Origin of the sequence: Luteimonas composti (genome assembly GCF_042678665.1) — a bacterium.
Taxonomy (GTDB): Bacteria; Pseudomonadota; Gammaproteobacteria; order Xanthomonadales; family Xanthomonadaceae; genus Luteimonas; species Luteimonas composti.
This window is the reverse complement of sequence record NZ_JBHTKU010000004.1, coordinates 283,923-296,796: the sequence shown is the minus strand read 5'-3', so window position 1 is coordinate 296,796 and position 12,874 is coordinate 283,923. Positions and strand designations below refer to the sequence as shown.

The window sequence follows — 12,874 nt, the reverse complement described above, 5'->3', positions numbered from 1 at the left end:
CGCGGCCGCGGCCCGACCCCGCGCGCCGGCGGCCGGATCAGGCCTCCAGGACCGCGCGCACCGCGTCCTCGGGGACGTCGGCCTGCACCCGGGCGCGGCCCGGGCCGTCCCAGACGATGAAGCGCAGGCCGCCGGCCTGGGCCTTCTTGTCCAGGCGCATGTGGCCCAGCAGGGCTCCCGTGTCCAGGCCGGCGGGCGGATCGACCGGCAGGCCGAAGCGCTGCAGCAGGCCACGCAGGCGCGCGGTGTCGGCTGCGCCGGCCAGGCCCAGGCGTTCGGACAGGCGCGCGGCCTGGACCATGCCCACGGCCACCGCTTCGCCGTGGATCAGCCCGCCATACCCCTGTTCGGTCTCGATCGCATGGCCGAAGGTGTGGCCGAAGTTGAGCAGGGCGCGTTCGCCGTGCTCGAACGGATCGCGCTCGACGATCGCGGCCTTGTGCGCGCAGCTGCGCGCGATCGCCTCGGCCAGCGCGCCGTCGTCCATCGCCAGCAGCGCCGCGGCATTGGCGTCGAGCCAGTCGAGGAAGGCGGCATCGATGATGGCCCCGTACTTCACCACCTCGGCCAGGCCGGCGCGCAGTTCGCGCGCGGGCAGGGTGCGCAGGGTGGCGGTGTCGGCCAGCACCGCGCGCGGTGGATGGAAGGCGCCGACCAGGTTCTTGCCCTGCGGCAGGTCGACCGCGGTCTTGCCGCCCACCGAGGAGTCGACCATCGCCAGCAGGGTGGTCGGCAGCTGCACGCAGTCGACGCCGCGCATCCAGGCCGCCGCGGCGAAGCCGGCCAGGTCGCCGACCACGCCGCCGCCCAGGGCGTACACGGTGGCGTCGCGGCGCGCGCCGGCGCGGGCGATCGCGTCGATGGCCTCGCCGAAGCGCGCCAGCGTCTTGGAGGCCTCGCCGGCCGGCAGCGTCCAGTGTCCGACCCGCAGCCCCGGGCGCGCCGCCCGCAGCGCGTCGAGCACGCGCTGCAGGTAGAGCGGGGCGACCGCGTCGTCGCTGACCACGAAGGCGTCGCCGCCGCGCAGGGTGGCGGCCAGCAGGGCGCCGTCGTCGAGCAGGCCGGGGCCGATGGTGATGGTGTAGGCGCGGTCGCCGCCGACGGCGACCTCGCGGCGTGGCTGGGTCATGCGCTGGCGGTGTCCTTCAGCTGCGGATCCGGGCCGCGATGCCAGCGCGCCTGCAGCAGGCGCGCCAGCTGCACGGCCGCCTGCGGCGGGAACCAGGGGTCGGTGTCGAAACGCAGGTCGGCGATTTCCTCGTACAGCGGCGCGCGCTGCTCGGACAGGCGCTGCAGCACCTGCTCGCGGTCGTCCCCGGCGATCAGCGGGCGGCTGCGGTCGCGGGCCAGGCGGTCGAGCTGGCGCGCCAGGCTGACCTGCAGGTACACCACGAAGGCGCGCTCGCGCATGCGCTGGCGGCTGCCGGCATCGAGCACCGCGCCGCCACCGGTGGCGATCACCTGGCCCTCGTCCAGCAGCAGGTGCGCCAGCGTCGCCGATTCGCGCGCGCGGAAGCCGGCCTCGCCCTCGCATTCGAAGATGGTGGGGATGGTGGTGCCCGTCCGCGTCTCGATCTCGCGGTCTGCATCCACGAACGCCAAGCCGAAGCGCCCGGCCAGGCGCCTGCCGATCGAGGATTTGCCGGCGCCCATCGGGCCGACCAGCACCAGGTTGGGGGCGGGGTTCATGCCGTGGATCGTAGCAGTCCGCGGCCACCGGTCGCCGCGGTGGCGAGCGCGACATGGACGGTTGCAACCGCGACCGTTCCCTGCCGGCTTCTCCTCGCAACCGTCTTGACGACCAGCGTCCCCGGGACAGTGTCCCCACGGTCCGCTCCTGCCGCCGCTCGCTACTGCCGTTTCCTGCGCCAACTTCCTTGCGCGTGTCCTTGCGCCAGTTTCCTTACGCCGGAGCCCCGCGCCGATTCTGTGTGACCTGCGCATCGCGACGCTGGTCCCGTCCGCCGTAGGAGGCTTGGTCCGCCTCGACGAATCACGACGTCAGCAGCAGCGGCAAGTACGCGGGCCGCTCCCAAACTCCTGCGCACTGCACAGCCCACCCGCCGGTGCGGCCCGCACACGCGGTCGACCCTATCGCGCGGTGGCAGGCACCGGGACGCCGTTGGGCGTCGACGGGGAGGCGAGCGCCTGACCGGCGTCGACATCGGCGAGCAAGGCCTGCAGGCTGGCGATCTCGTGGGGATCCGCGCTGCCCAGCGCCGACAGGGCCTCCACCGCCTCGGCGAGCAGCGCGCGGCCTGCGCCAGTCTCGCCGGACTGCAGCAGCAGTCGTCCGCGGAGCGCGCGCAGGCGCTGGTCCCAGCCCGGCGTGGAGTCGCCGGCGGTAAGCGATGCGACATTGAGTCCGTCCAGCACGCGCAACCCCTCGGCGTGCCGGCCTTCCTCGGCCAGGGCCTTGGCCAGCGCATAGCGGAAGCTGTGGGCGGCGACGTTGTCCTCGCCGAAATGCCGGCGCAGGCCGGACTCGGCCTGGCGCAGATAGTCCAGGCCCGTCTCGCGATCGCCGCAGTCGTATTCCTTGAAGCCCAGGTTGCCGGTTTCGACCAGCGTCGCCTGCCGTTCTTCGCCGTAGCGCGCGGCCATGCGCGTGCGCACCACGCGCGCGATCTCCAGCGCCTGTTCGCAGCGCCCGGCGTAGTCATGAATGCTGGCCACGGTGGAGAGCTGGACCAGGGTGGTGTAGTCGTCCGGGCCGAGGATGCGCCCGGTGGCGGCCGCGGCGGCTTCGGCCAGCGGCAGCGCCTCGTCATACTGCCCGAGGTTGCGCAGCGCGCGGGCGAGCATGATGCGGTGGCCGGCCACCTTGCCCTCGCCGATCCGGCGCGCGTCGAACAGCGGCTCGGCCAGCATCGCGCGCAGCTGCGCGATCGCGCTCGCCAGATCGCCCTGGCGCAGCGTGCCGTCGGCGAGGTTGCTGCGGATGTTCGCGGCCATCTGCGCATCGTCCGGCCGCAGCTTCCGCTGCAGCCGGTCGGCGCGACGATAGGCCTCCAGCGCCGGTTCGACCTGCAGCTGTTGGAAGTGGAACACGCCGCGCGCGTAGGCCGCTTCCAGCGCCAGCTCGCCATCCTCCTGCAGGCGCGGCCCGACCTCTGCATCGGTGGCTTCGAGCAGCGTGCCTGCCTCGGCGATGTGCGCGGCGGTGTTCGAGTAGGCCAGCGTGCGCACCAACGCGTAACGCGTGCGCAGGGTGAGCGGATCAGCGGGGCCGAAGGCGCGCGCATAGTGGCGCTCGGCTTCGCGCAGGTGGGCCACGCTGCGCTCGCGGTCGCCCAGCGTGCGCCAGGCCTGGCCGAGCGCGGCGTGCACGCCGCCGCGGGTGGCCGGGTCGTCGGCGAACCGCCGGCCGACCTGGTCCGAGGCCAGCTCGAGCACCTCGCGCACACTGGGGTCGCGCTCGAAACCGCTGCCGCCGGGACTGAGCGCGCCGAGCAGGTCGTCGCTGAGAAAGCCGGACACCGCCTCGGCCCGCGCGGCCTGCATGGCCGCGGCCTCGCGCAGGCGCTCGCTCCGGTACCAGAGCAGCGAGCTGGCGAGCAGGCCGATGCTGAGCACGCCGATGGTGGCCGCGATCCACGGCCGCCGCGCGCGCGCCTGCTCCAGCGCCCGCTGCGCCTGTTCGGCGGCGCGTGCCGATCCGGCGCGCCGCTGCGCGTCGGTACGACGCTGCGGCAGCGTCGAGAGCCGCTCGACCAGCTCGGCCACGCTGCCCAGGCGCCTGGCCGGATCGCCGTCGGTGGCGCGGGAGATGTCCCCGGTCAGCAGCGGGTCGTCGATGTCGCGCTCCCAGCCGGGCGCCATCGGTCGGCGCAGGTCGCCGACCAGCAACTGGTAGAGCAGCACGCCGAGCGCGTACAGGTCGCTACGCACCGTCGGCGGCTGCCCGGCCACCAGTTCGGGCGCCAGGTACAGCGGCGTGCCGCCGCTGCCGGCGTCGGGCCGGGTCACGGTCAGGCCCAGGCCGGTGATGCCCAGCTCGGCCAGCCGCCCGGGCTGCAGCAGCCGGCTGCTGCCGAAGTCGGTGAGGCAGGCCTGCCAGCCGCCGCCGTGGCGCTGCCGGACCAGGATATTGGCCGGCTTGATGTCCTTGTGCAGCACGCCTACGCCGTGGGCGGCGTCGACCGCGCACGCGACCTGGAGGAAGAAGTCCACGCGCTGGTCGCGATCCCAGCCGGCGAAGGCCGCGTTCGCCGCGGCCCACTCGACCAGCGAGTCGCCGCCGTACTCGCATTCGAGGAAGCACGGTTCGGTCTCGAAGTTCCAGTCCAGCACCCGCACCAGATCCTCGCGCTCGCCCAGCGTGTCGCGCAGCACCCGCATCAGGGTGGCTTCGCGCTTGATCGCCGACAGCCGCTCGCCACCGCGGCCGAACTTGAACACCCGCGCCTCGCGGCTGCGCGGTTGGCGCGCCAGCCAGACCTCGCTGCCGAGGGTCTGCCCGAGCGGGCGCTCGAGCAGGAAGTGTTCGCGGCCGGGCACCGGCTGGCCGGGCTCGAAGGTCAGCTCGCCGCTGGGGCGGTGGCCGAGCGCGATGCGCTCGACCGGCCCGTCGAAGCGGTAGCCGATCCGCGGCACGGTGACGATCCGCGACTCGCCGCCGGCATCGAGCGCCTTGCGCAGCTTGCCGATGGCGGTGGCGAGCACATGGTCCACGGTCACCCGGCCGGCCCAGACCGACTCGAACAGTTCCTCCTTGGTCACCACCTCGCCGACGTGGCGCAGCAGAAGGGCCAGCACCTGCAGCGGTCTTGGCTCGGCCTCGACGGGCAGGCCGGACACCCGCAGTTCGTGGCGCGCCTCGTCGAACTCCACCGCGCCGAAGCGCCAGCGGTAGACCCGGTCGTCGGGCGGCGGGAGGGCCTGGGGCATGGGTCCGGATCATAGCCGCGCCTGCACGCGGGCGGGCCGCTCGGGCACCGTCCCCCCGCTCCGGCGCGCGATTTGAAGGTTCCTTGAACCCGTCTTGAGGACTTGCGTACCGGCCGCGGCGAGGATGGGGGCACGCGGGGGAGGGAGGACAGGCGATGCGCGTACACCGGACCTGCAGACGGGCTGTCGCCGTGGCGCTGGGACTGCTGTTGTCGGCCTGCGGCGGCGGCTTGGACGGCACGTTCGAGGACGAGCACGGCATGAGCGTGCTCAGCTTCCATCCCGACGGCCGGGTAGTGATGAGCAGCCCGCTGGCGGGCGTGGAGCAGGAACTGGCCTACGAGGTCGATGGCGACCGGATCCGGGTGCGGCTGTCGGAGGATGCCGCCGCCGCGCTGGTGCTCACCAGGGTCGATGCCGACACCCTGTCCGGTCCGGTGGGCATGCGCTACCGCCGCTCCGACTGAAGGATTTTTCCGCGCCGGGCCGCGCACGGCCCGGTACTCCACCACCGACGCGAGGTCCATATGCTCAGCCTGACCCCCGAATACGCCAGCGGCTACATCACCCAGGCCGGCACCGCCAATCCCGTGGTGCTGGAAGCGCGCAGGCAGGAACTGCTGCAGCGCCAGCAACCGGCGAAGATCGGTTCGCTGGCCTTCCTGGCCATCGGCGGACTCCTGACCATCACCATCATCGGCGCCATCCTCGGCATCCCGATGCTGGCCATCGCCGGCTGGGTGCACTGGAAGGTCCGTGGCAACCTGAAGGTGATCGACGATGCCTACCAGGCGCTGGTGTCCCCGCCAGCCGCCGCGCAGGCTTGACGCGGAGGGTCGCCATGCACACCCGTTCTTTCCTGGCACCGCTCGCGCTGGCCGCGGCCACCTACCTCGCCAGCGCCGGCCCCGCCAGCGCGGTGACGCTGGAGCACCTGCAGGACTTCCCCTCGCTGTACGGGCGCTATGGGCCCGGCGGCGATTGCGCGAAGTACCCGCAGGTGCTGATCGACGCCACCGGCTTCGCGCTGGACCGCGGCGGCGGCAGGGTCGAGCGCGCACCGGCCGTGGAGTATTCGGCCAGCTTCTTCGGCCCGACCTACGAAGGCATGTCGGGGGCGTTCTGGCCCTACTGGAGCGACGCCGGCGGCAATCCGATCCTGGTCATCACCGACCATGACGAGAAGCCCGGTGCGCTGGTGGTCGAGCCGCACGACTTCGGCTGGCCGGGTGGGCCGCCGATGCCGGAAAGATTCCGCGACTGGCTGCGCGGTTCGCCCTACGCGAAATGCGGCTGAGCATGTGCCGCGCGGCGATCAGCGCCGCGCGGCGGCGGACCCGCGCTTCCGCAGCGGCCCGGGCCGGCGTTGCGCGTCCAGCGCGACCACGGCCTCGGCGAGACCGGGCAGCGTGCGCAGCGCCTGCCGGCTGACGCGCTCGTAGTGCTGGACGAAGCGCTCGACCTGCTCGAGCGTCATGCCGGCACGCGAGGGATCGCGCGCCTGCAGCGCCTGCTCCTGCTGCCAGCGCCACGCCGGCACGACGTCGAAGCCCGGTGGCTGCAGGAACAGCAGACGGTCGATGCGCCGCCACAGCGCGGGATAGTCCCGGGCGAGGGCCGCGTTGACGTGGCGCCGCCAGCGTCCGTCCGCGTCCTCTTCGCGTTCGAGCGCGTTGGCCGGCGTCTGCAGCGCGGCCTCCGGTTCGGCAGGCGTGCCCAGGAACCAGCCTTCGAACACCACCAGGTCCGCCGCCTCGCAGCGCCAACTTGGACGCGGGAGGCGCCGGTCGGCCAGCTTGTCGAAGGCGGGTACGGCGACCGCGCGTCCGCAACGCAGGGCGTCGAGCGTGTCGCAGGCCAGCGCGAGGTCGTGGGTGCCCGGCGGGCCGCGCGTGGCCAGGAGCGGATGGACCTCGCGCGCCAGGCGCTGGCGTTCGGGCGGGTCGAGATAGAAGTCGTCGATGGACACCGCCACCGCGCGCAACCCCCGCGCCTGCGCCGCCGCGACCAGCTGCGCGGCGAGCGTCGACTTGCCGCTGCCCTGCAGGCCCGAGATGCCGTAGACCTCCGCGCCCGCCTCCAGCGCGTCGTCGAGCACGCACGCGACCAGCGCATCCGGGAATCCGTGCGGCGGAGCCGCGTGCGCATCGGGGGGCATCGCGCCACAATAGCCCAATGAGCTGCGCAGACCTGCAGGCCGAGGCCCTGGCCACTTTCGATGCCCTGTTCGCCGAGGCGCTGGCGGCGGGTGAACCCGATCCCACCGCGATGACGGTGGCCACCGCCACGCGCGACGGCCTGCCCTCGGCGCGCACCGTGCTGCTCAAGGCGCACGACGCGCGCGGCTTCGTGTTCTACACCCACCTGGACGGGCGCAAGGGCCGCGAACTGCAGCTCAACCCGCACGCGGCGCTGCTGTTCCACTGGCCGCGCGTGCGCAGCGGCGTGCAGGTCCGCATCGAGGGGCCGGTCGAGATCGTCGACGACGCAGAGGCCGACGCCTATTTCGCGACGCGGCCGCGGGTGAGCCAGCTCGGGGCCTGGGCGTCGAAGCAGTCCGAAGTGCTGGCATCGCGCGACCAGTTCGAACAGCGGGTGAGCGAGCTGGAGGCCGAATTCGCCGGGCGCGAGGTGCCGCGGCCACCGCGCTGGACCGGCCTGCGCGTGCGCCCGGACCGGATCGAGTTCTGGTACGGCGGCATGTTCCGCCTGCACGAGCGCTGGCTGTACGAGTTCGACCTGACCGGCCAGTGCGCCAAGCGGATGCTGTATCCGTGACCGCGAACGTGGCGCTGCGCCCGGCCAGGCTGCCGGACGATGCGGCTGCCTGGGGAGGCATGCGCCAGGCGCTGTGGCCCGAGGAGCCTGCCGTCGGCACGCTCGCCGAACTGCTCGCCGCCGCCCACCCGCAGGATGCCGCCTGCGTGCTGCTCGCCGTCGCCGGCGGCGAGGCGGTGGGATTCGCCGAGGCGCGCCTGCGCAGCGAGTACGTCAACGGCACCACGACCTCGCCGGTCGGCTTCCTCGAAGCCTGGTACGTGGTCCCGGAATGGCGCGGGCGCGGCGTGGGCCGTGCCCTGGTCGACGGCGTTGAAGCGTGGACGCGCAGCCGTGGCTGCGTGGAGCTGGCGTCCGATGCGCTGATCGACAACCACGCCTCGGTGGGCGCTCACCGGCGCTGCGGATTCGAGGAAACCGAACGCGTGGTCTGCTTCCGCAAGTCGCTGGCATGAGCATCGGCCCGCGGCGGATCGTCTGCCTGACCGAGGAACCCACCGAAGTCCTGTACGCGCTCGGCGAGCAGGACCGCATCGTCGGCATCAGCGGCTTCACCGTGCGCCCTGCGCGCGCGCGCCGCGAGAAACCGAAGGTCAGCGCCTTCACCAGTGCGAAGATCGAGGCCATCCTGGCGCTGCGGCCCGACTTCGTGGTCGGCTTCTCCGACATCCAGGCCGACATCGCTGCCGAGCTGGTGCGTCGCGGGGTCGAAGTGTGGATCAGCAACCACCGCAGCGTCGACGGCGTCCTCGACTACGTACGCCGGCTGGGCGCACTGGTCGGTGCGAGCGCACGCGCCGACGCCTATGCCGACGCGCTGGCGCGCGGCTTGGAGGCGATCGCCGATGCGTCGGCGGCGCTGCACGCCAGGCCGAAGGTCTATTTCGAGGAATGGGACGATCCGCTGATTACCGGCATCGGCTGGGTCGCCGAACTGGTGCGCATTGCCGGCGGCGACGATGTGTTCCCCGAGCTCGCCGCCGAGCCGCTTGCAAAGGCGCGGATCCTGGCCGACGGCGCGCCGGTGGTCGCGCGAGCGCCGGACATCATTCTCGGCTCGTGGTGCGGCAAGAAGTTCCGGCCGGAGAAGGTTGCCGCAAGGCCGGGCTGGAGCGCGATCCCCGCGGTACGCGACGGCGAGCTGCACGAAATCCGCTCGCCGCTGATCCTGCAGCCCGGCCCGGCGGCGCTGACCGACGGGGTGGGCGAGATCGCGCGCATCATCCGGCGCTGGGCCGACCGCCGCGCCTGACGGGAAGGGCGGCGGAACGGGGCGGACTACTGCGCGAAGACGTCGCGGCTGAAGCGCAGCACCTGCGGGGCCTCGGCGCCCTCGCGCAGGACGGTGACCTCAAACGCGAGGGTATCGGGCGGCGCCACCCGGACCATGCCGACATAGTCGATGAAGCCCTCGCTGCGCACCTCGCGCATGGCCACGTCCTGCCAGACCCCGCGCAGGTCGCGCGCACGGGCACTCACCTGCGCCGGCAGCGCGGTCTCGTCGTGCTCGGGGCCCTGGCGCAGGCCGACCAGCAGCAGCTGCGCGCCGCGGTCGGGCGACACGCCATAGCGGGCGGCGATGGCCGGGCCCAAGGACGCGGAGGGCGCGACGCTTGCGCTGATGCGCAGGTCGCCCACCTCCAGCGTGGCCGGCTGCAGGGACGCCGTGCGCTGCGCAGACAGCTCGACCGGGTCGGCCGGCGCGCCGCCGCAGGCGGCGAGCAGGCCCAGCGCCAGCGTCGCCGCCAGCGCACGCAGCCTCGCCGACCCCTCAGTCATTGGCGGCGGACAGTTCGGCGCCACGGCGGGTGGCCGCCTCGATCGCACGGCCGACCAGCGCCCGGAAACCACCGGCCTCGAAGGTCTCGATCGCCGCCTGGGTGGTGCCGTTGGGCGAGGTGACGCGCCTGCGCAGTTCGGCCGGCGGCTCGCCCGAACCGGTCAGCATGCGCGCCGCGCCGAGGATGGTCTGCTGCGCCAGGATGCGCGCCGCGTCGGCCGGCAGGCCCTGCGCGATCGCGGCATCCTCCATCGCCTCGGCCAGCAGGAACACGTAGGCCGGGCCGCTGCCGGAGGTGGCGGTGACCGCGTCCATCTGCGCCTCGTCGGCGATCCAGACGGTCTGTCCGGCGCTGGCGAGCAGCCCGTTGGCGCGCTCGCGTTCCCCGCCATCGACCCGGGCGTTGGCGAACAGGCCGGTGACCCCGGCCCCCAGCAGGGCAGGGGTGTTGGGCATCGCCCGGACCACCGCGAGTCCACCGCCCAGCCAGCGGTCGAGCTGGGCGGCGGTGATCCCGGCGGCGATCGAGACCACCAGCGGGCGCTCGGCGCGGGCGATCGGCGTCAGCGATTCGCAGACCTCGCGCATCACCTGCGGCTTGACCGCGAACACCCAGGTCGCCGCGCCGGGCACGGCCTCCGCCGCGCTGGCGAAGCAGGCCACGCCGAAGTCCTCGGCCAGGCCGGCGCGGGTGCGCGCATCGGGCTCGGCCACGCGGATGCGGTTGCGGTCCGCGCCGGCGGCCACCAGTCCGCCGATCAGGCTGCGCGCCATGTTGCCGCCGCCGATGAAGGCGATCGGGGCGAGGGAGGGCGCGGCGGTAGCGGACTCGGTCATGGCGGACGGGGGGCGGGACGGGGCCACCACCCTAGCGCGAACCCGCGCCCATCGCATGTCGCGGACGGGCAGGCGGCGCGGGCGAACGGGTCATCGCCGTGCGCCGCGGCCAGGACCGGCCGGCGGCGCCTGCGGCCGGCCGGCGACCCGTCCGGCACGGCACGGGCAGGGCTGAATTGTGACCCGCGTACATGGCTATACTCCCGACCGGGGATAGGCTGTCGCCAACCGTCGTGGCGGCCGCATCACGACACACTGCAGCCAGGGGAGCTTGCATGGATATCGCCGAACTTCTGGCGTTCTCGGTCAAGAACAAGGCCTCCGACCTTCATCTGTCCGCGGGCCTGCCGCCGATGATCCGGGTCGATGGCGACGTGCGCCGGATCAACATCCCGGCGCTGGAACACAAGCAGGTGCACGCGCTGGTCTACGACATCATGTCGGACAAGCAGCGGCGCGACTACGAAGAGTTCCTGGAAACCGACTTCTCGTTCGAGATCCCGGGCCTGGCGCGCTTCCGCGTCAACGCCTTCAACCAGAACCGCGGCGCCGGTGCGGTGTTCCGTACCATTCCCTCCGAGGTGCTGACGCTCGAGGACCTGGGCTGCCCGCCGATCTTCCGCGAGCTGATCGAGCAGCCGCAGGGCCTGATCCTGGTCACCGGCCCGACCGGCTCGGGCAAGTCGACCACGCTGGCGGCGATGATCGACCACATCAACAAGAACGAGTACGGGCACATCCTCACCATCGAGGACCCGATCGAGTTCGTGCACACCTCGCAGAAGTGCCTGATCAACCAGCGCGAGGTGCACCGCGACACGCATGGCTTCAACGAGGCCCTGCGCTCGGCGCTGCGCGAGGACCCGGACATCGTGCTGGTCGGCGAGCTGCGCGACCTGGAAACCATCCGCCTGGCGCTGACCGCCGCCGAAACCGGCCACCTGGTGTTCGGCACCCTGCACACCAGCTCGGCGGCCAAGACCATCGACCGCATCATCGACGTGTTCCCCGCCGGCGAGAAGCCGATGGTGCGCTCGATGCTGTCCGAATCGCTGCGCGCGGTGATCTCGCAGGCGCTGCTGAAGAAGGTGGGCGGCGGGCGGACCGCGGCCTGGGAAATCATGGTCGGCATCCCCGCCATCCGCAACCTGATCCGCGAGGACAAGGTGGCGCAGATGTATTCGGCGATCCAGACCGGCCAGCAGCACGGCATGATGACGCTCGACCAGCACCTGCAGGACCTGGTCAAGCGCGGCATGATCACCCGCCAGCAGGCCCGGGAATACGCCAAGGAAAAGCGCCTGTTCGAATGAGCGGGCGCGCGCCGGCAACGACGTTTTCGAGGCACCCGGACGCCCGGGTGCGATAAAGGCCAGGAGCTGCTGGCCGCGGCCGGGGCAAGCCCCGTCCCTGGCCCACGGTTCCCGGCTCCGCAGGAGCCACCATGAGCAGCATCGACTTCACCTCCTTCCTCAAGCTGATGGCGCACCAGAAGGCGTCGGACCTGTTCATCACCGCCGGCATGCCGCCGTCGATGAAGGTCCACGGCAAGATCCAGCCCATCACCCAGAATCCGCTGACGCCGCAGCAGTCGCGCGACCTGGTGCTGAACGTGATGTCGCCGCCGCAGCGCGAGGAGTTCGAGAAGACGCACGAGTGCAACTTCGCGATCGGCGTCGCTGGCGTCGGGCGCTTCCGCGTGTCGTGCTTCTACCAGCGCAACCAGGTGGGCATGGTGCTGCGCCGGATCGAGACCAAGATCCCCAGCGTGGAAGAGCTCAACCTGCCGCCGATCATCAAGACCCTGGCGATGACCAAGCGCGGCATCATCATCTTCGTCGGCGCCACCGGCACGGGTAAGTCGACCTCGCTGGCGGCGATGATCGGCTACCGCAACCAGAACTCGACCGGGCACATCATCACCATCGAGGACCCGATCGAGTTCGTGCACAAGCACGAGGGCTGCATCATCACCCAGCGTGAGGTCGGGATCGACACCGACAGCTGGGAGAACGCGCTCAAGAACACCCTGCGCCAGGCGCCGGACGTGATCATGATCGGCGAAGTGCGCACCCGCGAGGGCATGGACCACGCCATCGCCTTCGCCGAAACCGGCCACCTGGTGCTGTGCACCCTGCACGCCAACAACGCCAACCAGGCGATGGACCGCATCATCAACTTCTTCCCCGAGGACCGCCGCGGCCAGCTGCTGATGGACCTCTCGCTCAACCTCAAGGGCGTGGTCGCCCAGCAGCTGATCCCGACGCCCGACGGCAAGGGCCGCCGCGTGGCGATGGAAATCCTGCTCGGCACTCCGCTGGTGCAGGACTACATCCGCGACGGCGAGATCCACAAGCTCAAGGAAGTGATGAAGGAGTCCACCAACCTCGGCATGAAGACCTTCGACCAGGCCCTGTTCGAGCTGTACCAGGCCGGCGAGATCTCGTACGAGGACGCGCTGCGCTACGCCGACTCGCAGAACGAGGTGCGGCTCAAGATCAAGCTCGCCCAGGGCGGCGACGCGCGCACGCTGTCGCAGGGCCTGGACGGCGTCGAGATCGCCGAGGTCCGCTGAGGCCGGTGCGGACC

The 12,874-nt window shown here is 72.2% G+C and carries 14 protein-coding genes; 8 read left to right on the top strand and 6 right to left on the bottom strand.

Going from position 1 to position 12,874, the window contains the following annotated elements:
* Positions 1-37 precede the first annotated feature (37 nt).
* The 3 genes from aroB to ACFQ2D_RS13415 all read right to left on the bottom strand — a co-directional run bounded on the left by aroB (position 38) and on the right by ACFQ2D_RS13415 (position 4,890).
* Positions 38-1,129: a 3-dehydroquinate synthase gene (gene aroB / locus ACFQ2D_RS13425; RefSeq protein WP_280942613.1), complete on the bottom strand. Its 1,092-nt coding sequence runs from the start codon at positions 1,127-1,129 to the stop codon at positions 38-40.
* Complete coding sequence (locus ACFQ2D_RS13420; RefSeq protein ID WP_280942614.1) at positions 1,126-1,689, bottom strand: shikimate kinase; 564 nt, start codon at positions 1,687-1,689, stop codon at positions 1,126-1,128. Before ACFQ2D_RS13420 ends, aroB begins: the two co-directional genes overlap by 4 nt.
* Before the next feature lie 402 nt (positions 1,690-2,091).
* Positions 2,092-4,890, bottom strand: a complete 2,799-nt coding sequence (locus ACFQ2D_RS13415) for a protein kinase domain-containing protein (protein ID WP_280942615.1) — start codon at positions 4,888-4,890, stop codon at positions 2,092-2,094.
* 191 nt (positions 4,891-5,081) lie between these two features.
* On the opposite strand from ACFQ2D_RS13415, the gene ACFQ2D_RS13410 reads away from it, so the two are divergent.
* The 3 genes from ACFQ2D_RS13410 to ACFQ2D_RS13400 are packed head-to-tail and all read left to right on the top strand — an operon-like array spanning position 5,082 to position 6,187.
* Positions 5,082-5,357: a hypothetical protein gene (locus tag ACFQ2D_RS13410; protein ID WP_280942616.1), complete on the top strand. Its 276-nt coding sequence runs from the start codon at positions 5,082-5,084 to the stop codon at positions 5,355-5,357.
* Positions 5,358-5,417: 60 nt separating this feature from the next.
* Positions 5,418-5,717 (top strand): hypothetical protein, encoded by a 300-nt coding sequence (locus tag ACFQ2D_RS13405; RefSeq protein WP_280942617.1) that lies wholly within the window; start codon positions 5,418-5,420, stop codon positions 5,715-5,717.
* A gap of 14 nt (positions 5,718-5,731) precedes the next feature.
* Positions 5,732-6,187, top strand: a complete 456-nt coding sequence (locus ACFQ2D_RS13400; protein WP_280942618.1) for a hypothetical protein — start codon at positions 5,732-5,734, stop codon at positions 6,185-6,187.
* A gap of 18 nt (positions 6,188-6,205) precedes the next feature.
* Here ACFQ2D_RS13400 and ACFQ2D_RS13395 read toward each other — a convergent pair whose 3' ends face one another.
* The gene (locus ACFQ2D_RS13395) at positions 6,206-7,048 is read right to left on the bottom strand and encodes a kinase (protein ID WP_280942619.1); all 843 of its coding nucleotides are present in this window, start codon (positions 7,046-7,048) and stop codon (positions 6,206-6,208) included.
* A gap of 17 nt (positions 7,049-7,065) precedes the next feature.
* Between ACFQ2D_RS13395 and pdxH the strand changes: the two genes are divergently transcribed.
* Genes pdxH through ACFQ2D_RS13380 form a run of 3 tightly spaced genes read left to right on the top strand, consistent with a single transcriptional unit; the run spans position 7,066 to position 8,920 of the window.
* Positions 7,066-7,668 carry a pyridoxamine 5'-phosphate oxidase gene (gene pdxH, locus ACFQ2D_RS13390; RefSeq protein WP_280942620.1) on the top strand — a complete coding sequence of 201 codons (603 nt, stop codon included), beginning with the start codon at positions 7,066-7,068 and terminating at the stop codon, positions 7,666-7,668.
* Positions 7,665-8,123: an aminoglycoside 6'-N-acetyltransferase gene (aac(6'), locus tag ACFQ2D_RS13385; protein WP_280942621.1), complete on the top strand. Its 459-nt coding sequence runs from the start codon at positions 7,665-7,667 to the stop codon at positions 8,121-8,123. The genes pdxH and aac(6') overlap by 4 nt, the downstream gene beginning before the upstream one ends.
* Positions 8,124-8,125: 2 nt before the next feature.
* On the top strand, positions 8,126-8,920 hold the full coding sequence (locus ACFQ2D_RS13380) for a cobalamin-binding protein (protein WP_280942674.1): 795 nt from the start codon (positions 8,126-8,128) through the stop codon (positions 8,918-8,920).
* A 26-nt stretch (positions 8,921-8,946) separates the two neighbouring features.
* Here ACFQ2D_RS13380 and ACFQ2D_RS13375 read toward each other — a convergent pair whose 3' ends face one another.
* A complete protein-coding gene (locus tag ACFQ2D_RS13375; protein WP_280942622.1) occupies positions 8,947-9,447 on the bottom strand; it encodes a DUF4426 domain-containing protein in 501 nt (166 codons plus the stop codon).
* Positions 9,440-10,285: a pyrroline-5-carboxylate reductase gene (proC, locus tag ACFQ2D_RS13370; RefSeq protein ID WP_280942623.1), complete on the bottom strand. Its 846-nt coding sequence runs from the start codon at positions 10,283-10,285 to the stop codon at positions 9,440-9,442. The genes ACFQ2D_RS13375 and proC overlap by 8 nt, the downstream gene beginning before the upstream one ends.
* Before the next feature lie 275 nt (positions 10,286-10,560).
* On the opposite strand from proC, the gene ACFQ2D_RS13365 reads away from it, so the two are divergent.
* Both ACFQ2D_RS13365 and ACFQ2D_RS13360 read left to right on the top strand, forming a co-directional pair.
* Entirely contained in the window at positions 10,561-11,598 is a 1,038-nt protein-coding gene (locus ACFQ2D_RS13365; RefSeq protein ID WP_280942624.1) for a type IV pilus twitching motility protein PilT, read from the top strand.
* 131 nt (positions 11,599-11,729) lie between these two features.
* On the top strand, positions 11,730-12,860 hold the full coding sequence (locus tag ACFQ2D_RS13360) for a PilT/PilU family type 4a pilus ATPase (protein WP_280942625.1): 1,131 nt from the start codon (positions 11,730-11,732) through the stop codon (positions 12,858-12,860).
* Positions 12,861-12,874: the final 14 nt, after the last annotated feature.